This is a genomic window from Falsiphaeobacter marinintestinus, assembly GCF_007923355.1.
GTDB classification, from domain to species: domain Bacteria; phylum Pseudomonadota; class Alphaproteobacteria; order Rhodobacterales; family Rhodobacteraceae; genus Phaeobacter_A; species Phaeobacter_A marinintestinus.
Genome location: NZ_VOGO01000002.1, coordinates 113,979 through 136,616, shown reverse-complemented (window position 1 = coordinate 136,616; position 22,638 = coordinate 113,979). Strand labels below are relative to the sequence as shown.

At 59.3% G+C, this 22,638-nt stretch carries 25 protein-coding genes and 1 other RNA gene; 9 read left to right on the top strand and 17 right to left on the bottom strand.

Translation table 11 applies throughout. The features are described from left to right. The first annotated feature begins 214 nt into the window (after positions 1 to 214). Positions 215 to 1,054 carry a 2OG-Fe(II) oxygenase gene (locus FOY56_RS04930; RefSeq protein WP_146344712.1) on the top strand — a complete coding sequence of 280 codons (840 nt, stop codon included), beginning with the start codon at positions 215 to 217 and terminating at the stop codon, positions 1,052 to 1,054. 11 nt (positions 1,055 to 1,065) lie between these two features. On the opposite strand, the gene FOY56_RS04925 is transcribed toward FOY56_RS04930, so the two are convergent. Continuing rightward, positions 1,066 to 1,626 (bottom strand): 5-formyltetrahydrofolate cyclo-ligase, encoded by a 561-nt coding sequence (locus FOY56_RS04925; protein ID WP_146344711.1) that lies wholly within the window; start codon positions 1,624 to 1,626, stop codon positions 1,066 to 1,068. Next, on the bottom strand, positions 1,623 to 3,017 hold the full coding sequence (gene mgtE, locus FOY56_RS04920) for a magnesium transporter (RefSeq protein ID WP_146344710.1): 1,395 nt from the start codon (positions 3,015 to 3,017) through the stop codon (positions 1,623 to 1,625). Before mgtE ends, FOY56_RS04925 begins: the two co-directional genes overlap by 4 nt. A 135-nt stretch (positions 3,018 to 3,152) precedes the next feature. On the opposite strand from mgtE, the gene guaD reads away from it, so the two are divergent. Together guaD and FOY56_RS04910 are read left to right on the top strand one after the other, a co-directional pair. Continuing rightward, positions 3,153 to 4,442, top strand: a complete 1,290-nt coding sequence (gene guaD / locus FOY56_RS04915) for a guanine deaminase (RefSeq protein WP_146344709.1) — start codon at positions 3,153 to 3,155, stop codon at positions 4,440 to 4,442. A 69-nt stretch (positions 4,443 to 4,511) separates the two neighbouring features. Further along, positions 4,512 to 5,702: a hypothetical protein gene (locus FOY56_RS04910; RefSeq protein WP_146344708.1), complete on the top strand. Its 1,191-nt coding sequence runs from the start codon at positions 4,512 to 4,514 to the stop codon at positions 5,700 to 5,702. A 6-nt stretch (positions 5,703 to 5,708) separates the two neighbouring features. On the opposite strand, the gene FOY56_RS04905 is transcribed toward FOY56_RS04910, so the two are convergent. The 3 genes from FOY56_RS04905 to FOY56_RS04895 form a co-directional block, all read right to left on the bottom strand. After that, positions 5,709 to 7,046, bottom strand: a complete 1,338-nt coding sequence (locus tag FOY56_RS04905; RefSeq protein WP_146344707.1) for an 8-oxoguanine deaminase — start codon at positions 7,044 to 7,046, stop codon at positions 5,709 to 5,711. A 112-nt stretch (positions 7,047 to 7,158) separates the two neighbouring features. Then, positions 7,159 to 7,953, bottom strand: coding sequence for a histidinol-phosphatase (gene hisN / locus FOY56_RS04900; RefSeq protein ID WP_146344706.1), 795 nt, complete (start codon positions 7,951 to 7,953; stop codon positions 7,159 to 7,161). A gap of 52 nt (positions 7,954 to 8,005) precedes the next feature. Continuing rightward, positions 8,006 to 8,377: a helix-turn-helix domain-containing protein gene (locus FOY56_RS04895; protein WP_146344705.1), complete on the bottom strand. Its 372-nt coding sequence runs from the start codon at positions 8,375 to 8,377 to the stop codon at positions 8,006 to 8,008. 326 nt (positions 8,378 to 8,703) lie between these two features. On the opposite strand from FOY56_RS04895, the gene FOY56_RS04890 reads away from it, so the two are divergent. Then, a complete protein-coding gene (locus FOY56_RS04890) occupies positions 8,704 to 9,660 on the top strand; it encodes an NADPH:quinone oxidoreductase family protein (RefSeq protein ID WP_146344704.1) in 957 nt (318 codons plus the stop codon). Between the two features lies 1 nt (position 9,661). On the opposite strand, the gene FOY56_RS04885 is transcribed toward FOY56_RS04890, so the two are convergent. Further along, on the bottom strand, positions 9,662 to 10,534 hold the full coding sequence (locus tag FOY56_RS04885) for a LysR family transcriptional regulator (protein WP_186766240.1): 873 nt from the start codon (positions 10,532 to 10,534) through the stop codon (positions 9,662 to 9,664). 127 nt (positions 10,535 to 10,661) lie between these two features. Between FOY56_RS04885 and FOY56_RS04880 the strand changes: the two genes are divergently transcribed. Next, positions 10,662 to 10,874, top strand: coding sequence for a YjiS-like domain-containing protein (locus FOY56_RS04880; protein WP_146344703.1), 213 nt, complete (start codon positions 10,662 to 10,664; stop codon positions 10,872 to 10,874). Between the two features lie 188 nt (positions 10,875 to 11,062). Further along, on the top strand, positions 11,063 to 11,839 hold the full coding sequence (locus FOY56_RS04875; protein ID WP_146344702.1) for a Bax inhibitor-1/YccA family protein: 777 nt from the start codon (positions 11,063 to 11,065) through the stop codon (positions 11,837 to 11,839). A gap of 76 nt (positions 11,840 to 11,915) precedes the next feature. On the opposite strand, the gene FOY56_RS04870 is transcribed toward FOY56_RS04875, so the two are convergent. The 9 genes from FOY56_RS04870 to FOY56_RS04830 form a co-directional block, all read right to left on the bottom strand. After that, positions 11,916 to 12,425, bottom strand: coding sequence for a hypothetical protein (locus FOY56_RS04870; protein ID WP_146344701.1), 510 nt, complete (start codon positions 12,423 to 12,425; stop codon positions 11,916 to 11,918). A gap of 132 nt (positions 12,426 to 12,557) precedes the next feature. Next, positions 12,558 to 12,725, bottom strand: coding sequence for a 50S ribosomal protein L33 (rpmG, locus tag FOY56_RS04865; RefSeq protein ID WP_012179442.1), 168 nt, complete (start codon positions 12,723 to 12,725; stop codon positions 12,558 to 12,560). Between the two features lie 199 nt (positions 12,726 to 12,924). Further along, on the bottom strand, positions 12,925 to 13,638 hold the full coding sequence (locus FOY56_RS04860; protein WP_146344700.1) for a DUF533 domain-containing protein: 714 nt from the start codon (positions 13,636 to 13,638) through the stop codon (positions 12,925 to 12,927). Between the two features lie 78 nt (positions 13,639 to 13,716). Further along, positions 13,717 to 14,114: RNase P RNA component class A (gene rnpB / locus FOY56_RS04855), an RNA gene on the bottom strand. 142 nt (positions 14,115 to 14,256) lie between these two features. Further along, positions 14,257 to 14,922 (bottom strand): N-acetylmuramoyl-L-alanine amidase, encoded by a 666-nt coding sequence (locus tag FOY56_RS04850; RefSeq protein ID WP_146344699.1) that lies wholly within the window; start codon positions 14,920 to 14,922, stop codon positions 14,257 to 14,259. 5 nt (positions 14,923 to 14,927) lie between these two features. Next, complete coding sequence (locus FOY56_RS04845) at positions 14,928 to 15,731, bottom strand: RodZ family helix-turn-helix domain-containing protein (protein ID WP_146344698.1); 804 nt, start codon at positions 15,729 to 15,731, stop codon at positions 14,928 to 14,930. 40 nt (positions 15,732 to 15,771) lie between these two features. Beyond that, on the bottom strand, positions 15,772 to 17,259 hold the full coding sequence (gene gatA, locus FOY56_RS04840) for an Asp-tRNA(Asn)/Glu-tRNA(Gln) amidotransferase subunit GatA (protein ID WP_146344697.1): 1,488 nt from the start codon (positions 17,257 to 17,259) through the stop codon (positions 15,772 to 15,774). Further along, positions 17,259 to 17,546 (bottom strand): Asp-tRNA(Asn)/Glu-tRNA(Gln) amidotransferase subunit GatC, encoded by a 288-nt coding sequence (gatC, locus tag FOY56_RS04835; RefSeq protein WP_146344696.1) that lies wholly within the window; start codon positions 17,544 to 17,546, stop codon positions 17,259 to 17,261. Before gatC ends, gatA begins: the two co-directional genes overlap by 1 nt. Before the next feature lie 107 nt (positions 17,547 to 17,653). After that, positions 17,654 to 18,178: a hypothetical protein gene (locus FOY56_RS04830; RefSeq protein WP_146344695.1), complete on the bottom strand. Its 525-nt coding sequence runs from the start codon at positions 18,176 to 18,178 to the stop codon at positions 17,654 to 17,656. 174 nt (positions 18,179 to 18,352) lie between these two features. On the opposite strand from FOY56_RS04830, the gene FOY56_RS04825 reads away from it, so the two are divergent. Beyond that, positions 18,353 to 18,757 (top strand): VOC family protein, encoded by a 405-nt coding sequence (locus FOY56_RS04825; protein ID WP_146344694.1) that lies wholly within the window; start codon positions 18,353 to 18,355, stop codon positions 18,755 to 18,757. Positions 18,758 to 18,772: 15 nt separating this feature from the next. Here FOY56_RS04825 and FOY56_RS04820 read toward each other — a convergent pair whose 3' ends face one another. Continuing rightward, complete coding sequence (locus FOY56_RS04820; RefSeq protein ID WP_146344693.1) at positions 18,773 to 19,948, bottom strand: MFS transporter; 1,176 nt, start codon at positions 19,946 to 19,948, stop codon at positions 18,773 to 18,775. 54 nt (positions 19,949 to 20,002) lie between these two features. After that, entirely contained in the window at positions 20,003 to 20,650 is a 648-nt protein-coding gene (locus tag FOY56_RS04815; RefSeq protein ID WP_146344692.1) for a ceramidase domain-containing protein, read from the bottom strand. Between the two features lie 53 nt (positions 20,651 to 20,703). Here FOY56_RS04815 and FOY56_RS04810 point away from each other — a divergent pair, with 53 nt between their 5' ends. Beyond that, the gene (locus tag FOY56_RS04810) at positions 20,704 to 21,396 is read left to right on the top strand and encodes a metal-dependent hydrolase (RefSeq protein WP_146344691.1); all 693 of its coding nucleotides are present in this window, start codon (positions 20,704 to 20,706) and stop codon (positions 21,394 to 21,396) included. Between the two features lie 174 nt (positions 21,397 to 21,570). Then, on the top strand, positions 21,571 to 22,638 hold the full coding sequence (locus FOY56_RS04805; protein WP_146344690.1) for an AI-2E family transporter: 1,068 nt from the start codon (positions 21,571 to 21,573) through the stop codon (positions 22,636 to 22,638).

Genomic DNA, 22,638 nt, shown 5'->3' with positions numbered 1-22,638 from the left:
GACGGCGTGAAGAACAAGCCTTGAGAACAGCATCGTCACGTCGCCGTTCCCGGCACAATATGGCCGGGCACTGACAATTGTGCGGTGACACGGCGGTGCGGCACGTCTCTGAGGCCGCCATCACGTAAAACTGTTGATCTTCTGCGCCGGGTTCCGGACAATCCCGGTAACCGACCCGCGCGGACGCGTCGCGGCAGTTCAGGAGACTTTGATTATGACCACGCCCGTTCTGGCCCTCGACCCGGAAACATTGCTGATATCCACCAAAGAGGCCCGCGCTGCAGCCACCCCTTTGGCAGAAACCTATCAATCGCGCGCCCCATATAACTATGGCGGCTATGACAACTTCCTGGACCCGGCAATTCTGGAGCATGTTCGGGAAGAACTGAAATCACTGCCCGCTGCCGAAACCAGCTTTGACCGCCCTCAGGAACGGCTGAAAACCAGTTATATCCCCGAACGCCTGCCTGACTATACGCGACGACTGTTTTATGCCCTGAATTCGCGACCGGTTCTGACCTTTCTGGAAGAGTTGACTGGCATCAAAGGTTTGATCCCCGACCCGTATTTTGCCGGTGGCGGCGTGCATGTCGTGTCCAATGGCGGGCATCTGGATATTCACGCCGACTTCAATCACCACGCCGCCCTGAACCTTGAGCGCCGGGTGAACCTGCTGATTTACCTGAACAAAGACTGGAAGAAGGAATATGGCGGGTCTTTTGAGGTCTGGAATGAAGGGATGACCGAACAACTGGAAAGCTATGTTCCGCTGTTCAACCGGATGTGCATCTTTTCGACCAGTTCGGAAAGCTGGCATGGCAACCCCGAGCCGGTCAATCACCCCGATGGGGAACCCCGCATGTCCATTGCGCTGTATTATTACACGGCGACCTGGGACAGCACGCGCAAGTCGCATACCACCCTGTTCAAGCCGCGCCCCGGCACTGTGGACAAGCGCGACAACGTGGTGGCGCGCCGTCAACTGCTACAGGATCTGCTGCCGCCAATCATTCACCGCAAAGTCGCGTGGCGTCTGGAAAAACTGGGGTTCTGAGGGGCCGGTTATCAGGGAAACGTCAGAACGCGACGGTCTGTAATCACCATGTCCAGCGGCTGATCGGTTGGCTCCATCGGCAGGCCTGTGGTCTCTTGTCCGTCATAAGCGAACCCGACGGCCAGCGTGGCGCGCTTTGACCGCAGCAATTCCAACGTGCGGTCATAGAACCCCCCGCCATAGCCAAGCCGCCCTCCTTTGCTATCGAATGCCACCAATGGCACGATCAGGATCTCTGGTTCGAAAAAGGCATCCCGTGCCGGGATCTGCGCGCCGAACGGGCCGTCTATCATCTCGCAATCCGGGGACCATCGGCTGAACTTCAATGGCAAGCCCGCCCCCTGGATCACCGGAACGCCAACCGGCCCCCAGGCCGCCGCCTCGGCCATGGCGGGCAGCGGATCGATCTCGGTCCGGATCGGCACGTAGCCTGACAACGGGACACCGCGATGCCCGGCCAGTACCTCACTCAGCAATCCGGCAGGCCCGGGGCCTGCCGATGCGTGCGCTGCTTTGCGTCTGGCAAACGCGGCTTTACGCGCCTGGGCCTTGCGTTCAGTCATATCAGTCATAGCAGCACCACCGTCGCCAGCCCAAGGAAGATGAAGAACCCCATCACGTCTGTGGTGGTCGTGACAAACGTACCCGAGGCCAGCGCCGGATCAACACCCAGCTTTTCAAGCACCAAAGGCACCAGCGTTCCGGCAAACCCAGCGATCACCATGTTGCAAACCAGCGCCGCCGCCATGACGAGCGCCAATTCGACAGACCCGAACCAAAACAATTCGACACCGCCCAACACCACCGCGAAACAGAGCCCGTTCAAAAGCCCGACCAGCAATTCACGCCGGATCACCCGCCAGGCGTTGGATCTGGTCAAATCCTTGGTCGCCAGCGCCCGCACCGCGACCGTCAGCGACTGCGTGCCTGCATTGCCACCCATTGAGGCCACAATCGGCATCAGGATCGCCAGCGATACCAAAGCGGAGATCGTGTCCTGAAACTGAGAGATGACCAGCGAGGCGCAGATCGCCGACACCATGTTGACGGCCAGCCACGGCAACCGCCGCTTGCTGGTCGCCAGAACCGAATCCGCCAATGAGCTTTCTTCGGCCACACCGGCAAGGCGCAGAATGTCTTCTTCGTGTTCTTCATCCAGAACCGCCATCGCATCGTCGATCGTGATCACACCGACCAACCGGTTGTCGTCGTCAACAACGGGCGCCGAAATCAGGTGATACTGGTTAAAGGCATAGGCGACTTCGCCTTCGTCCTGCTCGGCCGGAATCACCTGAAACACGTCTTCGGTGATATCTTTCAACGGCACCTCGCGGCGCGATCCCATCAGTTTGCCTAATGTGACGTTTGCTGTCGGATGCATGCGCGGGTCGATCAGAACCACGTGGTAGAACTGTTCAGGAAGCGTGTCAGACCCGCGCAGAAAATCAATGGTCTGGCCCACGTTCCAGTGCTCAGGGGCCATCACCACTTCGCGCTGCATCAGGCGCCCGGCCGAGTTTTCCGGATAGGCCAGCGCCTGTTCAACCGCGATCCGGTCAACGTCGGGCAACGCATCCAGAATCGCCTCTTGTTGCGGTTCTTCCAGATCCTCGACCAGATCGACTACATCGTCGCTTTCCAGATCGCGCACAGCTTCGGCAAGCGTCTGGGGCGACAGCATCCGAATCACGTCTTCGCGGATGCTTTCGTCAAGTTCCGACAGGATCTCGCCGTCGAATGCACGGTCATACAGCCGGATAAGACGGCCCCGGTCATAGGCGTTGATCTGTTCCAGAAGGTCGGCGATGTCGGCCGCGTGCAGCGGTTCCATCAGCTCGATCAACTTGTCGCGGTCATTGATATCAACAGCATAGAGAATCGCGGAGACCGTCTTGCGGTCCAGCGTGTAATCCGCGTCGTCCCGGGGCGTGGTGGTGTCGGCGTCGTCGGTGCCAGTGCTCATTTTTTGCCCCTTCCGCTGTTGGCTGCAAAATAGAAGAAGGTGCCACCGGAAAACAATGACAATGGCTGAATTTACCTGTCCAACTGGTGCGGCTATTCTGTTCGGCGGCATGTTTTATCTGCAAGGCGCACATCTATGGCCCAGACCACTATCCTGACCGGGCAGATTCTGTCCTTTACGCGGTCGCCATTTACCGGCGACCCAAAAGATGCCGCCCGGCTTGACGAGGCTGTTGTGATTTCTGACGGCGTGATTCTGGCAATTGGGAACGCGGCTGAATTGCGGGCAAGGCATCCGGAAGCGGCTTTGCACGATTACCGTGACAAGGTGATCCTGGCGGGGTTTATCGACCCGCATGTGCATTACCCGCAGACCGCCATGATCGCGAGCTGGGGCAAGCGGCTGATCGACTGGCTGAACACCTATACCTTCCCTGAGGAAATGAAGTTCTGTGACCCGGACTATGCTGCCCGGATCGCCGCGCGATATCTGGATCTGACCACAGCGCAGGGCACCACCACCATGTCCAGCTTCTGCACAATTCACTCCGAGAGCGTTGATGCTTTGATGCGCGAGGCCCAAGCCCGTGGGCAGCGCATCGTCGCGGGAAAGACCTGCATGGATCGAAACGCGCCTGACGGGCTGAGGGACACGGCACAGTCCGCTTATGACGACAGCAAAGCCCTGCTGCGCCGCTGGCATGGCGTTGATCGGCTAAGCTATGCCATCACGCCACGCTTTTCGCCGACATCAACGCCTGAGCAACTTGAAGCATTAGGCGCGCTTTGGGCCGAGCACCCCGATTGCCTGATGCAAACCCACCTGAGTGAACAAACTGACGAAATTGAGTGGGTCCGGTCGCTGTTTCCCGATGCGCGGGATTACCTGGATACCTATGAGGCATTTGGCCTGTTGGGCGCGAATGGCATGTACGGCCATGCCATCCATCTGGAGCCACGCGAACGCGACCGCCTGCGCGAAGTCGATGCCGCCTTGGTGCATTGCCCCACGTCCAACACCTTCATCGGGTCGGGCCTGTTCGACATGGCCGGGCTGGTGGCAGACGGTCACCGTATCGGGCTGGCCACCGATACCGGCGGCGGGTCAAGTTTTTCGATGCTGCGGACCATGGCTGCGGCTTATGAGGTCGGGCAACTGCGCGGAACGGCCCTGCATCCGGCGCAACTGATCTGGCTTGCCACCGTGGGATCGGCGCAAAGCCTGAACATGGCTGACAAGATCGGCAACATTGCCCCAGGGATGGAGGCCGATCTTGTGATCCTTGATCTTGCCTCGACCCCCGCCATCGCGCAGCGGTCGGACTGCGCGGATGATCTGTGGGACGCCATTTTCCCCACCATCATGATGGGCGACGACCGCGCCATCGACAGCGTCTGGATCGGTGGAACCCAAGTCTCAGGTTAAGCCCCCTTTCTGCGTCGCCAACGGTCCTGTAGACCGATGTCGGGCAGTTTGGGAACAATGGCGCACCACATGGATTTGATCTTACACATCGGAACAGAGAAAACCGGCTCGACCAGTTTTCAATGGTGGGGTGCTGAAAACCGCCAGGCCCTTATGGACAGCGGAATTTATTACAGCCGGTCCCTGGGCGAACGAAACCATCAGCGCATTTATGTGTGGGCGCTGGACGGGTTCGGCCCCGATGACGGGTTTGGCCACATTGGCATCACCGATCAGGCCGGATACCTGCGCTTGCAGCAAGAGGTGCCAGCCGATCTGGCCCGCGAAATTGCGGCGGCGCGGGACGCCGGTTGCCATAGCTTTGTGATCTCAAGCGAACACTGCCATTCGCGTCTTGTGCGCCCCGAACAGGTGCAGCGCCTGCGGGGCATGCTGGCACCACTGTTTGATCGGATCCAGGTTTTGTGCGCGGTGCGACCGCAGATCGACATGGGGCTGTCGTTGCTGTCGACAGCTGCGCGGGGCTGGTCACCGATCACCCCAGCGGCCCTTGACCAAATCCGCCCCCACAACCTCTATTTCAACTTCGAGGTTCTGAATGGCCGCTGGTCAGCTGCATTTGGGTCCGACAACGTGACTTTCATCGCCTATACGCGCGGGAAAAGCGTGATCGATCATGTGGTATCCCGGTTCGGGCTGGATCCGGACGGGTTTGTCAGCCCTCCCCGCACCAACTCGGCCTTTGATGCGCGCACGTTTGCCATCGTCAATACGCTGGCGCACTTGTCCGCCGATCAGCAAAAAGCAATGCGCCCGGTTTTGAACCCGATACTGGACGATCTGCCGGTCGAAACACCGCTGCGGCCAAGTCGCGCTCATGCGCAAGACATTCAGGCCCATTTCACCGAGCAAAACGCCCGCCTGATCGACCGGCGCACCGATCTTGAGCCCGGCGATCTTGACCCGGATTGGAGCCGGTATCCCGAAACCGGCAATCTCGACATTTTGGACGCCACGGCGGTTCACGACGGCCAAACCGCGCTGCTTTTGCACGACATGGCGCGACAGATGACGTTGCAGAACCTGTACCGCGCCCTGTCTGACACCGAGCGCCTTATTCTAGGGGGGCGCAACACCCAGGCAAAACGGCAGTTTCAGGGTATCGAAAGACTAAGCAAACGGTTGCAGACCTTTGGATGGACCCGCCCGGTCAAAATGAACGAACGGATTGCCCGGATGTCCAAGACCCTCGACAACTGACCGCGATCAGCCTGCAATCAACTTGCGTACCAGCCGCGACTGGTCTGACAGAACGCGTGCCATGTCGATGGTGGTGACACACCCATCCGCAACCACCTGACGTCCTTCAACAAACAGGTGCTTGACGCGGGTTGGCCCCGCCAGCAACAGCGCCGCCGGATCCCAGCTGCCGGCACTGTCGATGCCAGTCACATCCCACACGGCAATATCGGCGCGTTTGCCGGGTTCCAGCCGACCGCAATCAGGCCGCCCCAGCACATCCGCGCCGCCACGTGTGGCGATCTCAAGCGCTTCACGGGCGCTCATCGCATCGGCCCCGTTTGCGACCCGTTGCAGCAACATGGTCTGGCGCGCCTCGGCGACCAGATTTCCGGCGTCATTGCTGGCCGACCCGTCCACGCCCAATCCAACCGGAACGCCCGCATCCCGCATCGCGCGTACCGGCGCGATCCCTGACCCAAGCCGACAATTCGAACAGGGGCAATGCGCGACACCGGTGCGGGTTCGAGCGAACAGGTTGATCTCGGACGTGTCCAGCTTGACGCAATGCGCGTGCCACACATCCGGGCCCGTCCAGCCCAGATCTTCGGCATATTGCCCGGGGCGGCAGCCGAACTTGGCCTGAGAATAAGCGATGTCTTCGTCATTTTCAGCCAAGTGGGTGTGCAACATCACACCTTTGTCGCGGGCCAGAAGCGCGGCATCGCGCATCAGATCACGGCTGACCGAAAACGGTGAGCACGGCGCCAGACCCACCCGGCACATAGAGCCTTCGGACGGGTCGTGAAACGCATCGATGACCCGGATGCTGTCCTTCAGGATAGCCGCTTCGCGTTCGACCAGCGCGTCGGGTGGCAGACCGCCATCGCTTTCCCCGATGCTCATCGCGCCCCGTGTCGGGTGGAACCGCATTCCGATTGCGGCCGCGGCGGCAATGGTATCGTCCAGCCGCGCACCGTTGGGATAGAGATACAGATGGTCGGACGTCAGCGTGCAGCCTGACAAGGCCAGTTCGGCCAAACCGGTCAGGGCGGACACGTACATCTCTTCCGGTCCGAACCGCGCCCAGATCGGATAGAGCGTTTGCAGCCATCCGAACAACAGCGCATCCTGCCCGCCCGGCACGGCGCGGGTCAGGCTTTGATAGAGATGGTGATGTGTGTTCACCAAACCGGGCGTCACGACACAGCCTTTGGCGGACACCGCAGGTCCGTCGCTGACCAATCCCGGCCCAATCGCAGCAATCACGCCATCGCGGATCAGGATGTCGGCGCCGGACAGCTCCCGCCGCTCCCCATCCATGGTCAGAATGCAATCCGCGTGTTTCAGAAGAATTTCAGACATACACACACCCCATCAAACAGCCCGCTTCATGGAATGTGCTATGACCGGCGGAAAACGGGCGCAAGAACCAGTCGACACAATCTAGCAACCGCTCCGCCCCGGTTCAAGCGGCTCAGAACCCCCTGAGGATGTCCAACGCGGCTGCGTGAATGTGCGGGTTCGCTGCCGCCACGGCACGGCCGCCATTGTGGGCTGGCCCACCCTGCCAATCCGTCACGATCCCGCCTGCCGCCTGGATCACCGCGATAGGAGCCTGAATGTCGTACGCGTTCAATCCGGCCTCAATCACAAGATCCACCTGTCCTGCCGCCAACAGCGCATAAGCGTAACAATCCATGCCATAGCGCGCCAGCCGGGCCTGTGCTGCGACCGCCTGAAATCCTGCGCAATCCGCCTCGGTTCCGACCTCGGGGAACGTGGTGAAGACAACGGCCTGCGACAGTTCGAATGTTGCGCGCGTTTTGAGCGTCATGGACCCGTGCGGCCCGGACATCCGCGCGGCGCTGCCTGTGCCCCAGAACCGTTCTCCGATATAAGGTTGGTCGATCACGCCGAGTACAGGCCCGGTGTCGGTCGACAAGGCGATCAACACACCCCAGGTCGGTGTGCCGCTGATGAACCCCCGGGTGCCGTCGATTGGGTCCAACACCCAGACGCGACCAGAGGTGCCGGGTTTTTCACCAAACTCTTCACCCAGAATTCCATCCTCGGGACGCAATTGACCCAAAATGGCGCGCATAGCTTCTTCGCCGGCGCGGTCCGCTGCGGTGACCGGGTCGAACCCGCCCGCATCCTTGTTTTGGGTGTCCAGATCTGGGTGTCTGAAATACGGCAAAATGGCCAGACGCGCGGCGTCGGCCATCCTGTTGGCGATATCAAGATCGCTTAGCGCAGAGGTCATGGTCATGAGCGGTCGGTGCCACTCCACTGCGATGTTTGCAAGCCTTGTCGGTCCGGGTTCAGGCGACGTCGCTTAGAACACGGGCCAGTTCGAACAGACGGCGACGCTGGTTTTCCGGGATCGCATAGTAAGACCGAACAAGGTCAAGTGCTTCCTTGTCGCCCATAAGGTCGGTCGGAACCATGCTGCGTTCGGCTTCGTTCTTTTCGGCCTCCTCCAGGCCTTCGAAGAAAAAGCTGACCGGAACGTCCAGTGCATCGGCAATATCCCAAAGCCGAGATGCGCTGACACGGTTGGCGCCGGTTTCGTATTTCTGGATCTGTTGGAACTTGATTCCGACTTTCCCCGCCAGTTGTTGTTGGGTCATACCAATCAACCAGCGACGATGTCGGACTCGCTTGCCCACATGGACGTCGACGGGATGGGTCATGGGGTTCTCCTTGATTTTTTTACTAATTATCGCTCGGGCGCATGCAAACAGCCCTGACACATGTCCTGAATTAGTGCCGCAAAAGTCCATCTCCCACCGATGAGACCCGAACCGCGCTACGTGCTGGATAGTACGCAGTTTTGTGTCGAAAACAAGTCAGTTGATTAATAACCGCGCCTGTGACGCCTGCGGTTGTATGGTGAATTATGCTTTTCTGATAAGTATGAACACGATACGACAACGACAAACATCGCGGGCCATTCTGTATCGCTTCAAAGACGGGTGCCGCGACCCGTGCTTTGCCCTAACGGCAACTGGAAAATACAATGCGTGCATATCGAATCGCCGCAGTCGGAGAACCCGCTGCCCTGACGACTATTCCGAAACCCGCCCCCGGCCCCGGTCAGGCTTTGATAGAAATCCGGGCTTGCGGCCTGAATTTTGCCGACTTGCTGATGCAGAAGGGCACATATCAGGACACCCCGGAAACGCCCTTCACCCTTGGCCTGGAAGTGTCAGGCGTTGTTGCCAGTCTGGGAGACGGTGTAACACACTTGAGCGTCGGTGACCGCGTCGTCGTCTATTGCGGACATGGTGGGCTCGCCGAATACGGTGTGTTCGATGCGGATCGCGTTGTGCCGATCCCCGACAGCATGAGCTTTGAACAGGCCGCCGCATTTCCAATCGCCTATGGCACCTCACACATGGCGCTGGACCATCGGGCAAGGATGCAACCCGGTGAGACGCTTTTGGTAACTGGTGCTGCCGGCGGCGTCGGGCTGACGGCGGTCGAAATCGGCAAGCTGATGGGTGCTACCGTGATCGCTCATGCCCGCGGGGCCGAGAAACTGGCCGTTGCCAAGGACGCCGGGGCAGATCACTTGATCGACGATTCCGAAGATCTGCGGATGCGGGTCAAGGAGCTCGGCGGTGCCGACGTGGTCTATGACGCCATTGGCGGCGATGTCTGGAAAGCCGCGTTTCGCGCCACCAACCCCGAAGGCCGCCTTTTACCGATCGGTTTTGCCGGGGGGGATGTGCCGCAGATCCCGGCCAATCACCTGTTGGTCAAGAACCTGACAGTGATCGGATTTTACATCGGCGGCTACCTGAAATTTCGCCCCAAAGCAGTGACCGACAGCTTCAAAACCCTGCTCGGTTGGTTCGAAGAGGGCCGTCTGCACCCCCATGTCAGCAACGTATTGCCGCTGGATCGTGCTGCCGAGGGGCTGGAGCTTTTGCGCAGCCGCAAGTCCACCGGCAAGGTCGTCATCACGATCTAGGTCAACCGGCCATGCGCATGCCTTTCAGCCCTTCAAAGCCTTGCCGGATCATACCGGCCAGTTCGGACACATACTCGGCCCGGACTCTTTCAGCGCCATAAAGATTGATCTGCTGAACCGGCAGCGGTGGCAACGCGCCACCGTGATCGACCAGTTCCTGATGCGAGGGCTGTGTGCCTTCCAGCAAAACACCAACGACAAGATCAGCGCTGACGGTTGCTTCGACCGTGCGGTCAGATTCACTGTCCAGCGCCATTTCCCAAGCGATGCCCGCATCATCCAAAGCCGCGATGGAAGAGGCCCGGAAGATACAATTCCGGCAGAACCCCAACCGTAGGGGACGTTGCCGCCACGCCGAACCGTTTGGTGCACCGACCCAGCGCAACGGCATGCTGTGGATCGTGTCGCCGCCTTCGCCGGATCCGGATTCCGTTGTCAGGATCAGATCGAATGCGCCCCGGGCAAATTCGGATTTCAGTTGCCGGGTGTTGGATGTCACCAGATTGACGTTCACCCTTGGGAAGCTCGCATTAAACCGTTGCAGAACACGCGGGATCACCGGATAAACAATGTCATGCGGCACCCCCAGCAGAACTTCGCCTTCGAAAGCCTGATCAGTCAGACGTCCGATCACCTCGTCATTCAACGCCACCATGCGCCGCGCGTAGGCCAAAAGCTGTTCGCCTGACGCGGTCAACGCGATGGTCCGCCCCGACCGATCCAGCAATTCAAGCCCCAGCAATTCTTCCAGCCGTTTCAGCTGCATCGACACAGCAGATTGCGTCAAATGAAGAAATCCCGCAGCCCGGGTAACGCCGCCGCTGTCGGCCACAGCGACAAAGGACCGGAGCGTCGTGATGTCGAGGTTTCGCATGATCACATTCCTTGATGCATAAGATCAAAAACATTCGTTTTCCAAATGGATCACAATGCCTCATATAAATCAAGGAAATTGATACAACGACAACCAAACATCACAGAATGACGAAAGGACGCACGATATGACCCTTATGACTTCCTCCCGCCCCGCAGGCCGCCCCTCGGCGTTTTCTTTCACAGCGACCCTGGTTCGCCACCTGGACGTGTGGCGTCAGCGTCAGGCCCTGAAGAAACTGGATCAAGCCCGTCTGAATGATCTTGGCCTCAGCCGCAGCGAGGCAGACGCTGAAGCCCGCCGCATGATCTGGGACGCGCCTGAAACCTGGCGCTGCTAAACCATCCGGAATTATGAAGTTTTGCTGCGGGCCGTCTCTGTGAGAGAGGGCCCGTTTTGCTTTTGAAGCGATTTCAGCCGATTTCCTCGCGGAAAACCTTGAAAAAAGGCCCGGAGTCTCCGATATTTGCAGGGAACACCGCTTGGCTTGGCCCGGCGGAGTAACCTGTTTCTGAATGGAGACCATTTATGGCACAATTCGACACGATCCGGACAGCTGCCGGAACCAGCGCTGCCCAGATTGATGAAGGCCTTCGGGCCCACATGAACAAGGTCTACGGCACGATGTCCGTGGGCATGCTGATCACCTTTCTGGCAGCATGGGCCATTTCGACATTGGCCGTAACCGCCGACCCGTCCGCTGCTGCGGCGCAAATCGGGACGTCCAAGTACCTGACCTCATTCGGTGCGACGATCTACATGTCGCCTCTGAAATGGGTAATCATGTTCGCCCCATTGCTGTTCGTCTTCGGCTTTAGCGCCGCGATCAACCGTCTGTCTGCCGCTGCCGCGCAACTGGTGTTCTATGCCTTTGCGTTTATGATGGGCTTGTCGCTCAGCTCGATTTTCATCGTTTATACCTCGGCGTCGATTGCTCAGGTGTTTCTGATCACATCGATCGCCTTTGCCGGTCTGTCGCTGTACGGCTATGTGACCAAGAAAGACCTGTCTGCGATGGGCACCTTCCTGATGATGGGCCTGATCGGCCTGATCGTCGCGATGATTGTCAACATCTTCCTGGCGAGCGACGCTCTGACATTCGCCATTTCGGTGATTGGGGTGCTGATCTTTGCCGGTCTGACGGCGTATGATACGCAGAAGATTAAGAACACCTACCTGGAGCACGCCCATTCGGGTGACAGCGAATGGTTGGGCAAGGCCGCGATCATGGGTGCCCTGAACCTGTATCTGGACTTTATCAACATGTTCATGTTCCTGCTGCAGTTGTTCGGCAACCGCGAATAACGGATCAATCAGTTCAAAACGACAAAAGGCGGATCCAAGCGGATCCGCCTTTTTTCATGTCTGGTCGTTGAAAAGATCAGGAGCAGTCGAGCGGCACGGCCAGCCCCAATGGGTTCTCTGCACTCCCGCTGGCGAAAGCCTCGGATGCTGCGAGGCACCCGGTCAGCTGCGGAACGGCTGCAAGAAACGCAGGACCTGCACCACTGCCCATCCGACTCGGATTGCCTGCCGGCTGGCGCAGCACAGCAAACAGGACGCTGTTGACCTGAACGGTGCTCAGCATGTGGTCTTGCCCTGCAAGTTTTACCGGCAAGGCGTCGTTAAAGTTGCGCCCTCCGTGGCTGATGGCGGCCCCCGCAAGCTTATCCACTGATGTCCCGTCGGCCTGAAGCACAATTGACGGCAAACTCGCCAAAGCGGCAGACGAAGACGCAGCCCGGCTCACGATGCCTTGTTCTGCATCCGCTTGCGCAACCGAGCTTGGCTCTCCGTCGATGCCGGTGAAGCCGACCCCACGGTGGTACCCGAAGTCGCACGCGGCCAGAAGAACCACCGAGGCAGTCATTAGTAATGTGAGTTTGGTCATAGCGGCAGCCTTTTTTTTGCAAGGCTAGCGAGTCCTTACGGTAAAAGACAAGCTTTGAAATCAGAAACCCGCACAAAGAAAAAGGGCCGCGCACGAAGCGCGACCCTTTTCAGAATGTCCAGTCGGTCAGATCTACTTGATCTTGCCTTCTTTGTATTCGACGTGCTTGCGGGCAACCGGGTCATACTTCCGCACGACCATTTTTTCGGTCATGGTGCGAGCGTTTTTCTTGGTCACATAGAAGTGGCCGGTGTCTGCGGTCGAATTCAGACGGATTTTGATTGTCGTCGGCTTCGCCATGTTACATCTCCTGCACCAGACGCAGCGGCGTCTGTGAAATTCTCATGAAGCTGCCTTGTAACGATGGCTGGCACCGAGTCAACCGGCATTTGCGCTTCCTGTGGCAAATCCCTGCGATCATGTCGGCCGGGCCGGGCAGACACAGGTTCTGAGTGCCCGGAGCTGCCCTGCCAACGCTGCACGACATCGTAAAACAGCGTCAGCCCAGGGGCGGCAGACCCATTTGGCGATGGATCGCGTCTCTGGCTTCGTCGCTCAGCCCCAGCGCGGTTGCAAGCTGCTTCAGGTAGGCGGATTCGCCAAAGCTATCGACGCGAATCGAGGATAGTGACGTGGCATAAACCTGTTCACGCATATGGGCCGTCGTGTCTTCGGCCAACGCCTGTATGTCCAGCGGTGCCTGCATCTGTTCCTGCACAAACGCGCGTTCATCCGCACTGATATCGTCACCCAGCTGATCAAGAATTGCCGCCTGTTCGTCCTGATCGATTTCGCCATCGGCTTTGGCCGCCTGGATCATTGCCCGCAACATCAGTTTGGCCTGTGCTTCGACCATATCTTCGGCCGGCGTGCCCGCGAACAATGCGCTCATCATATCTGCCGACTGGGCGCTGCCCACTTGGGTCGCGCCGCGCATCGCATTCATCAGACCACCCAGCCCCGCTGTACCGGCAGCGGCTGCTGCCGCACCCGATCCACCCATCTGGCCCATCATGTCTTTGATCTTGTCGGCCCCGCCGGGAAACCCGAACTGTTCAGCCAGCTGACCCAGTTGATCAGCGGCAGGATTGTCGGCTGCCCCGCCCAGCATGTCTTTCATGCCAGCCATGCCACCCATCTCTTTGTACTTGTCCAGCCCCTTGGCCGCCGCAAATCCAACCGCCACCGTGGCCAGTGTTTTCATGAAACTCATCAGATGATCCTCCTCGTGAACGTCAGGCCCACTATGCCAAGATTGTGACACGGGTATCAACAGGGTTGACCAGAAGGTTTGCGCGGAGGGCCTGTAAGCCGGATTTTGTCCACGACGATCTGCACCGCCGCTGGATGACCATTCCTCTACGGTACATGTTGCCATGCACCTTTAGCTGCCAACCCGACCCCTCTCGGCTGAAGCGAGCCTAGCGGCGGTTTCCCCTTGCGGGGACCTGCCCGCGCGGGGGTCCTATTCGGCATTGCTCCCGGTGGGGCTTGCCGTGCCGCCTCTGTTGCCAGACGCGCGGTGGGCTTTTACCCCACCGTTTCACCCTTACCCCCGAACGGGGGCGGTCTGTTTTCTGTGGCGCTTTCCGTCGGGTTACCCCGCCCGGGCGTTACCCGGCACCGTTGCTTCAGGGAGTCCGGACTTTCCTCGGAACATTGCTGCCCCGCGGCCATCCAGCCCTCCGCGCAGGGCAGCAGTTATGCGGTGCGCGGGCGTGCGTCAAGGCGCTGCGCGTCTGCAGGGGCGCTGCCCCTCTTGGCCTGCGGCCAAGTCACCCCGGGATATTTTTCGCAAGAGGAAGCCAGTTTTATGGCGGGTTCCCGACCGTCAGGTCCAAAGGGCCGGATGGGTTAAAGGCGCAAAATCACGGGCAGACAGCGGACCTGTCGCCCAGGGCCGAAAGCGCAGGCGAACGGCGCTGAGCAAAGTTTGGTCATCGACGTCGGCTGAATAGCCAAGGTTCTGCGCAAGGGCCCGGAACACGTCAGGTGGCGCGTCCTGAGAGCCATGGCCAGCTCCACGGTGTCGGGCCAGCTGCGCACGTTCCAGCCGCAACCAGTCAAAATGCGGGCCGGGATCGCGTTTTCGTCCCGGTGCCATGTCGGAATGGCCAATGACGCCGGTCGCCGGAATATGCCAGCGCGCCAGAATACCAGGCAACAGGTTTTCCAGTGCAGACATTTGCGGTTCGGAAAACGGATGGTCGCCGCGATTGTCGAGTTCAATGCCGATTGAGCGGGAGTTCACGTCGCCCTGCCCTCGCCATTCGCCGGCCCCGGCGTGCCAGGCGCGCGCCGTTTCATCCACCATCTGCCAGACGGTGCCATCTGCCCCGATCAGGTAGTGGGCTGACACCTCAACACTGGGGTCGCACAGCCGGGCCAATGCGGCCTCGGCGCTGTCCATGGCCGTATAGTGGAGGACGACAAGTTCGGGGCGCAGCCCGTCGCGGCGCGGTCCGAAGTTCGGGGACGGATGCCAGATTGGCGACACGCGATTTAGTTCTGCACAGCCCGGCGGAACGGAGTCGGATCCCAGGCACAGGCATAGCCATCGCCGTCCGGGTCCAGCGCGCGCCGATCTTTCTGCGGACCGCCCGCTTCAAGAAAGGCGATCTGGGCCTGATCGGGCGATGGGAAGGTGGCGCAGTTGCGCACGGCCTTGGACTCCAGGTTCATCCCCGAACGGCTGTACACTCGCGCGCCGACCGGGTTCGACGTCGCCAGAGCGTATTGAACGATGTTGGGGGAGGATGCTCCATCACGCGTCGGCACAGCCGTCGGGGCAATCAGCTGGTACTGGGACTTGTTCTTGGCAATGCGATCCGCATCGCTTTCGATCGACTGCCTGCTCGACACGGCCGCGAAGTCGTTTTCATCCGAAATGCCCGGATTGGAATAGGATTGCGGCGCAGGGTTCGATGGGCTGGCCTGAACAGGAGCTTGACCCGAATTTGAACTCGCCAGAGCCAATGCGGCTGCGGTATCGTTCGCGATATCCTCGGCGCTGGAGGAATTGGCGGTCGTCGTATTGGGCTGCGTGGTAATCGACGAAGGCAACGGCACCGCCGTGACGGGGGCAGAATGCGGCACCACCCCGGAACTGACGGCCGCGGGTTCCAGTGTCTCGTCTGACACCGCCAGCGGCGCGGTCAGGGGTTGTATGGTGCCCGCATTCGCCAACGCCGCTTCACGGGCGCGTTGCGCGTCGATGGAATTGTTGAAACCGGCCCCGCTGTCCGGAATTTCCGGGCTACAAGCGCCCAGCACCACGAGGCCCAAAGCCACATAGATCACACGCATATCTGCCGTCCTGCCATTCTTGGTCTTGTTGGCGACCTTTTTACCACCATTTGCCCGGTTTGGCCACAAATCCGGCAGCGGTTTCCAGCGCAAATGCGGTGTTCAGCAGATCACCTTCGTCCCATGGGCGTCCGATCAACTGCAAGCCCAGCGGCAAACCCTGTGCATCCAGACCGGTGGGGACCGAAATGCCCGGCAAGCCGGCAAGGTTAACGGTGACGGTAAACACGTCATTCAGATACATCTGCACCGGATCGGCATCGGTCATTTCGCCCAGACCAAACGCCGCAGACGGGGTTGCCGGGGTCAGGATCGCGTCGATGCCAGCGGCAAAGACGTCCTCGAAATCTTTCTTGATCAGCGTGCGGACCTTGCGGGCGCGGTTATAGTACGCATCGTAAAATCCGGCCGACAAAACGTAGGTTCCGATCATGACCCGGCGCTGCACTTCGTGACCGAAGCCTTCGGCGCGGGTCTTTTCGTACATCTCGGTGATTCCATCGCCCTGTGCCAGTTGGGCGCGGTGACCATAGCGCACGCCATCATAGCGGGCGAGGTTCGAGGACGCCTCAGCCGGAGCGATCACATAATATGCCGGCAAGGCGTACTTCGTGTGCGGCAGCGAAATGTCGACAATCTCGGCCCCTGCAGCGCGCAACATGTCGGCTCCGTCACCCCAAAGCTTTTCGATCTCGGCGGGCATACCATCCATGCGGTACTCACGCGGGATGCCGATTTTCTTGCCCTTGATATCGCCGGTCAGCATCGCCTCAAAATTCGGCACGGCCATGTCGACGCTGGTCGAATCCTTGGGATCGTGGCTGCACATGGTTTCCAGCATGATCGCGGCATCGCGCACCGATTTGGTCATCGGTCCCGCCTGGTCCAGCGAAGACGCAAAGGCGACAACGCCCCAACGCGAACACCGGCCATAGGTCGGCTTGATCCCGGTGATGCCGGTGAAGGCGGCTGGCTGGCGAATTGAACCGCCAGTGTCCGTGCCAGTTGCGGCCAGACACAGATCGGCCGACACCGCTGACGCCGACCCACCAGACGATCCGCCGGGCGTAAGTTGGGCGTCATCATTGCCACGACGCCATGGGCTGACGGCATTGCCATAAACGGATGTTTCGTTGGACGATCCCATCGCAAACTCGTCCATGTTGAGCTTGCCCAGCATCACCGCACCCGCATCGAACAGGTTTTGGGTGACTGTGGATTCGTACTCTGGCTTGAACCCTTCCAGGATGCCTGACCCAGCCTGGCTGGCGACTCCCTTGGTGCAGAACAGATCCTTGATGCCCAGCGGCAGGCCACACATGGCAGGCGCATCCCCTGTCGCGATCCGCGCGTCGGCGGCTTTAGCCTGCTCCAGCGCGATCTCGGGGGTTTTGTGGACAAAAGCGTTCAGGGCACCGGCGGCTTCGATCGCCGACAGGCATGCGTTGGTCAGGTCCACGGATGTGACATCGCCTTTGCGCAGCGCATCACGCGCCTCGGCCAGGCCCAGTTTGTTCAGATCAGACATTATTCCACCACCTTCGGGACGGCAAAGAACCCTTCACGCGCATCGGGCGCATTCGACAAAACCTTGTCCTGCTGGTTGCCATCGGTCACCACATCCTGACGTCGCTTGAGTCGCAACGGCGTGACCGAAACCATCGGTTCAACGCCTTCGACATCGACTTCGTTCAGCTGTTCGATGAATCCCAGGATCGTGTTGAATTCCGAGGCCAGCGCCGGCAGCGCATCATCCTCGACCTTGATCCGGGCCAGTTTGGCCACCTTGGCGGCGGTGTTTTGGTCAATCGACATAGGAGCCCTCATTTCCGATAGAAGGCATTTACCGCCCGCGATTACCGGTCGCAAGGGGCGCGACCCCGGTTGGCAGAGAATGTCGCCTCTGCCAAGCCAGTTTGCGTCTAGAAAAGAACACCGAATGCCGCGACGCTCATAAGAACACCGCCTGTCGCAAGACCGGCGGTGGCCAGCTTGCGCCGCGCAGCCAGACGTTGGGACACTTTCATTTGCGCTTCGCGATACGCGTCGATGTCTGCTTCGTCCATGGCCTCGGCTTGTTCAAAGTAGTCGATGAATGGCAGCGGTTCGAACCCGCCCCAATTCAGCGATTTCGGGTTTTCAAGCGCTTTCAGGTTTCGCGCAAATCGCGACATGCAGGCGTTTCGGGCGTTTTCGTCCATCGCCGGGAACCGATTGGCAGGCGCGCCGCTAGAATAAATGTTCAGGCCAAAGCCTGAGTTGAGAAACAGTTGCTTGATCTGCTCATCGGCCGTTTTCAATGCCTGAGGCACTTTTGGATCCCGAAACAAGGCCACTTGCTGAGACATCTGCGAGGACACGCGAAGTTCATTGAACATGGTTTGAAAGCCTTGCTGAACGTCGTCCGGGATGATCGAGAACATATCAAAATCATAGGAAAGGGACATTGATTACTCCACATAACTATTAACTACTTTTTGTATTGTCGGATTTGAAGGCGGGAATTGGGCAACAACACGTTCAGATAGTGGAATGTCTGGATGCGGGCGGCTGGCAGACCGCAGGCTTGCACCTTGCGCCGAACCACGGGCATGGTGGCGCAAGGCCGGGAGGGGCACACCATGAAACTGAAACTGCATCATATCAATTTGTGTACCGAAAACGTCGATCGCATGGACCGGTTCTATCGCGATGTTCTTGGGTTGGATGCGGAAAGTGGCGGGTTGCCGACCCTGGAAAAGAAAAAGGGCTATGCGGGGGATGTGGCTTTTGTCACCGATGGCGACATCCAGATGCATCTGGCCCAAAAGGATGTTCACGCGGGGTTCAACACAGGCCAGATCGTCAACCCGGTCAGCCATGGGCATATTGCCTATCGCACCGACGATCTGGCGGCGTTCAAGAAACAGCTAGAGGATCAGGGCATCCCCTATTCCGATTGGGGCAATGCCGCTGTCGCGGGGTGGAGCCAGATCTTTTTCTATGACCCGGACGGCAATGTCATCGAAGTGCATCAGGTGGATTGAGGCCACAGGTCCGGATCAGGCTGCTTCGCGCCTTGGTCGTGGCAAGGTCAGGATCAGAATGAACGCCAGCGCCGCCATTGCCATCAGTGTCAGGAAAGCGATCGTGTAGGTGCCCGTCATATCGAACAGCACCCCCGCCAGGATCGGGCCAATCGACCCGCCGATTGTGCCAAAGAACACCACGACGCCGAAAATAGCCCCATGCGCGCGCATCCCAAAGTATTCGGCCACTGTGGGTGATACCACGACGAACAGCGCCCCGTGCGCGAACCCGTAGACGGCGACCATGGCAAACAGCGGCAGGTGCGCCGTCAGAAACGAGATCGGCCCCAGCGCCGCGATCAAACAGGCAAGGCTGACCAGATAGCAGTTGCGCCCGCCAATCATGTCCAGCAGACGTCCGATGACCAGCCGCCCGGCAATGCTGGACGCCCCCATGACCGAGATCAGACCGGCGGCCAAAGTCGGTGTCATTCCAAGATCCATCCCATGCGCCGGTAGGTGCAGCGGCAGGGTCATCATGGTCGGGAAGAACAGGAACTGAACCGCACATAGCGTCCAGAAGATGCGCGTGCGCTGGGCCTCGACGAACTCGACACCAGTCGCCGCAGCGGTTGGTGTGGCTCCGGTGCGCACCGGAGGCGCTTTCATCGACATGGCCGCGATCAGCAACAGGCCCGTCGCGATAATGCCCAGCGTCAAAACCGCAGGTCGCCACCCCATACCTGCGATCATGATCGCAACGATGGGCGGCACGGCCACCTGCCCGACCGCTGTTCCGACTTTGACCACGGCTGTCATCATACCTCGCCGCGCCTCGAACCAGCGCGCCACCGTCGACAATGTCACCACGTCGTGTGAGCCGAAGCCAAGCCCCAGGAACACGCCAAAAATCACGAACAATTGCCATTCAGCCGTCATTTGCGACAACAGGATATAACCAAGTCCAAAGGCCACGCCGTTGAACGCCAGCACCCGGCGCGGCCCATACCGGTCGCTCAGCCGCCCTGACACCATCGCCAGCACGCCCATCATCAACACGCCCAGCGCAGATGCCGAGGACAGGACAGTGCGCGACCAGCCGAATTCAACTTCGAAGATTTTGAAGAAAAGGCCCGATGACACAAATATGCCGATGATCGTGAACTGTGTCAGGCAAGCTCCGAAGACGACCCAAAAACGCGATCCCATGTCATCCTCCCACGATGCACTTCACATGCTAACGGAACCTCAGGTGCAGGTCCATCACGCCGCAGCGTCGCGCTGGTGACGGCAAAAGACCTCAATCATCCAACCGAGCATAATCGCGTTCAGGATGTGCCACAGGAAATGCGTTCCTGTCGGCCAGACGCCACAAATCGGATCGTCTAGCGCGCGGAACATGATCGACAGGATCAATAAGATCGCGCCGATGGCCAAACCGCGCGCCGTTCTGGCCGCGCGATTGCGCAACAGACCCGCATAAATCAGGATCAGTAAAGGCACCGGAGCGTATCCTGCAGAATCGCCCAAACCGGGAACGCGCGAGAAGACTGGCACCAGTGCAGCGGTGTAAGGAATGAACAATGCCGTCAGCCCCACAGCAGGCCACAAGGTCAGCCCCCACACATCCCGATTGATCGTGAAGATATATACAAGGATAAACATCAGAATCGGTACTGTATCCGCCGCCCCTGCCCAGCCCTGCGCATACGTGTGCCAAAGAGCGCTGCCGACCCCAATTGCGAACAGGATCACCGCCAGCACACGCCCCATCGGAACGCCATCGGCCCGCCGCCACATCAGCAAGGCTGAGAGGATGAAGGCAAGGTTGGTGACCGCATTCAGCGGCTCGGCCCAATACCCGGGGCCAAGTCGTTCGCAATAGGCATCAATTTCGGCAAACCAGTCCATGGAAATTTACATAGCCGGTGTTAGGCTTGGACCAAACGTAAATGGAGGACACCATGAAGATTATCTGGCTTGGCCACGGCTCTTTCCGAATTGAAACCGGGGATGCGGTGCTATTGCTTGACCCATGGCTGACCGGCAACCCGGTCTTGCCCGAGAAAAGCCATGACACTGCAACTGCTGGCGCGACCCATATCCTGATGACCCATGCGCATTTTGATCATTCAGCGGATGCGATTCCGCTCGCGAACAAGCTGAACGTGCCGGTTGTGGGTCAGTATGATGTCATGGGGCTGTGGGCCGAAACCGAAGGCATCGAAACCATCGGGTTCAACAAAGGCGGCACGGTCGATCTGAACGGCGTCAAAGTGTCGATGGTCAAGGCCGAGCATTCATCGACCTTCCGCACTCCTGACGGCCTGGCACCGGGTGGCACGGAAACCGGCTTCATGATCCGCGCCGAAGGCAAAACACTGTATTGCAGCGGTGACACCGACATCATGGCTGATATGGACTGGATGGGCGATTATTATAAACCCGACATCGGCATCCTCAGCGCCGGCGGCCACTTCACGATGGACATGGCCGGGGCCGCCTATGCGGCCAAACGATACTTCAATTTCAAGACCGTGATCCCTGCCCACTACAAGACCTTCCCGATCCTCGAACAGTCTGCCCAGGTATTGATCGACGGCTTGCCCGGCGTCGATGTCATCGAACCCGTGCTGATGCAGGCGATCGAGGTTTGATCTGCTTCGGTCCGGGCCATCCCAGCATGGCCCGGACCATTGCCGCCCATTCGCGCGACTTGCTGCCTATGACGGGCTGATATCCGAGACCGCGGCGCCCAATACACGCGAAACGGCCCTTGAACCCACCCGGTGAACCGGCAATGTAGGGGCATTCTTACCAGCGGGCAGATCATGGCACTTCCGGCAAAAGACCAGCTTAGATACTGGGGCCTCGCTTTGGCCGGACTCGTAGTGGTGTTATGGTTCCTGGGCGATGTGCTGATGCCCTTTGTTTTGGGGGCAGCGATTGCGTATTTTATCGACCCAGTGGCCGATAAGCTGGAAGACTGGGGGCTGACCAGGGCTGCGGCCACCGCACTGATCACGGTCGTTGCCATCCTGCTGTTTGTGCTGATGATGCTTCTGGTGGTGCCGGCCCTGATCAATCAGTTGATCGATTTGCTCGACGTCCTTCCACAACTTTTCAAAGATCTGCGTGCCTTTGTAGATCAGCGGTTCCCGTCTTTGATGGAACGCGATTCAAGTGCTCATCAGACCTTGCTGACCATCATCGATACACTGAAAAGCCGCGCGGTCGAAGTGTTGCAGACCGTTCTGGGGTCGGCCCTGTCCGCCTTGAATATCGTGATCCTTCTGGTCATCGTACCCGTTGTGTCGGTTTATCTGCTGCTGGACTGGGACCGCATGATCGCCAAGATCGATGGCCTGTTGCCACGTGACCACGCCCCGGTCATCCGCAAACTGGCGTCCGAGATCGACCAGACGCTGGCGTCGTTCATCCGTGGGATGGGCACGGTGTGCCTGATTCTCGGAACCTATTATGCCGTTGCGCTGATGCTGGCCGGGCTGCAATTCGGGCTGATCGTCGGGTTCATTGCCGGTTTGGTGACGTTCATTCCCTATCTTGGTGCCCTGATCGGTGGCGCGCTGGCCATCGGGCTGGCGCTGTTTCAGTTCTGGGGCGATTGGGCTCAGATCGGGTTGATCGCCGGCATTTTTGCCGTGGGTCAGGTCATCGAAGGCAATTTCCTGACACCGAAACTGGTTGGCAGCTCGGTCGGGCTGCACCCCGTTTGGTTGCTGTTGGCTCTGTCGGTTTTTGGCGCCCTGTTCGGCTTTGTCGGGATGCTGGTGGCCGTTCCGGTGGCTGCGGCCATGGGGGTCGTTGCGCGGTTTGGGGTTGATCAGTATCTGAGCAGCCAATTGTATCAGGGTGTGTCCCACAAGGACGCTGAATAA

What these genes read in the sequence shown, in the direction of transcription:
- FOY56_RS04930 (WP_146344712.1), top strand. Translation starts at nt 215, where the DNA reads ATGACCACGCCCGTTCTGGCCCTCGACCCGGAAACATTGCTGATATCC.
- FOY56_RS04925 (WP_146344711.1), bottom strand. Translation starts at nt 1,626, where the DNA reads ATGACTGATATGACTGAACGCAAGGCCCAGGCGCGTAAAGCCGCGTTT.
- mgtE (WP_146344710.1), bottom strand. Translation starts at nt 3,017, where the DNA reads ATGAGCACTGGCACCGACGACGCCGACACCACCACGCCCCGGGACGAC.
- guaD (WP_146344709.1), top strand. Translation starts at nt 3,153, where the DNA reads ATGGCCCAGACCACTATCCTGACCGGGCAGATTCTGTCCTTTACGCGG.
- FOY56_RS04910 (WP_146344708.1), top strand. Translation starts at nt 4,512, where the DNA reads ATGGATTTGATCTTACACATCGGAACAGAGAAAACCGGCTCGACCAGT.
- FOY56_RS04905 (WP_146344707.1), bottom strand. Translation starts at nt 7,046, where the DNA reads ATGTCTGAAATTCTTCTGAAACACGCGGATTGCATTCTGACCATGGAT.
- hisN (WP_146344706.1), bottom strand. Translation starts at nt 7,953, where the DNA reads ATGACCATGACCTCTGCGCTAAGCGATCTTGATATCGCCAACAGGATG.
- FOY56_RS04895 (WP_146344705.1), bottom strand. Translation starts at nt 8,377, where the DNA reads ATGACCCATCCCGTCGACGTCCATGTGGGCAAGCGAGTCCGACATCGT.
- FOY56_RS04890 (WP_146344704.1), top strand. Translation starts at nt 8,704, where the DNA reads ATGCGTGCATATCGAATCGCCGCAGTCGGAGAACCCGCTGCCCTGACG.
- FOY56_RS04885 (WP_186766240.1), bottom strand. Translation starts at nt 10,534, where the DNA reads ATGCGAAACCTCGACATCACGACGCTCCGGTCCTTTGTCGCTGTGGCC.
- FOY56_RS04880 (WP_146344703.1), top strand. Translation starts at nt 10,662, where the DNA reads ATGACCCTTATGACTTCCTCCCGCCCCGCAGGCCGCCCCTCGGCGTTT.
- FOY56_RS04875 (WP_146344702.1), top strand. Translation starts at nt 11,063, where the DNA reads ATGGCACAATTCGACACGATCCGGACAGCTGCCGGAACCAGCGCTGCC.
- FOY56_RS04870 (WP_146344701.1), bottom strand. Translation starts at nt 12,425, where the DNA reads ATGACCAAACTCACATTACTAATGACTGCCTCGGTGGTTCTTCTGGCC.
- rpmG (WP_012179442.1), bottom strand. Translation starts at nt 12,725, where the DNA reads ATGGCGAAGCCGACGACAATCAAAATCCGTCTGAATTCGACCGCAGAC.
- FOY56_RS04860 (WP_146344700.1), bottom strand. Translation starts at nt 13,638, where the DNA reads ATGAGTTTCATGAAAACACTGGCCACGGTGGCGGTTGGATTTGCGGCG.
- FOY56_RS04845 (WP_146344698.1), bottom strand. Translation starts at nt 15,731, where the DNA reads ATGCGTGTGATCTATGTGGCTTTGGGCCTCGTGGTGCTGGGCGCTTGT.
- gatA (WP_146344697.1), bottom strand. Translation starts at nt 17,259, where the DNA reads ATGTCTGATCTGAACAAACTGGGCCTGGCCGAGGCGCGTGATGCGCTG.
- gatC (WP_146344696.1), bottom strand. Translation starts at nt 17,546, where the DNA reads ATGTCGATTGACCAAAACACCGCCGCCAAGGTGGCCAAACTGGCCCGG.
- FOY56_RS04830 (WP_146344695.1), bottom strand. Translation starts at nt 18,178, where the DNA reads ATGTCCCTTTCCTATGATTTTGATATGTTCTCGATCATCCCGGACGAC.
- FOY56_RS04825 (WP_146344694.1), top strand. Translation starts at nt 18,353, where the DNA reads ATGAAACTGAAACTGCATCATATCAATTTGTGTACCGAAAACGTCGAT.
- FOY56_RS04820 (WP_146344693.1), bottom strand. Translation starts at nt 19,948, where the DNA reads ATGGGATCGCGTTTTTGGGTCGTCTTCGGAGCTTGCCTGACACAGTTC.
- FOY56_RS04815 (WP_146344692.1), bottom strand. Translation starts at nt 20,650, where the DNA reads ATGGACTGGTTTGCCGAAATTGATGCCTATTGCGAACGACTTGGCCCC.
- FOY56_RS04810 (WP_146344691.1), top strand. Translation starts at nt 20,704, where the DNA reads ATGAAGATTATCTGGCTTGGCCACGGCTCTTTCCGAATTGAAACCGGG.
- FOY56_RS04805 (WP_146344690.1), top strand. Translation starts at nt 21,571, where the DNA reads ATGGCACTTCCGGCAAAAGACCAGCTTAGATACTGGGGCCTCGCTTTG.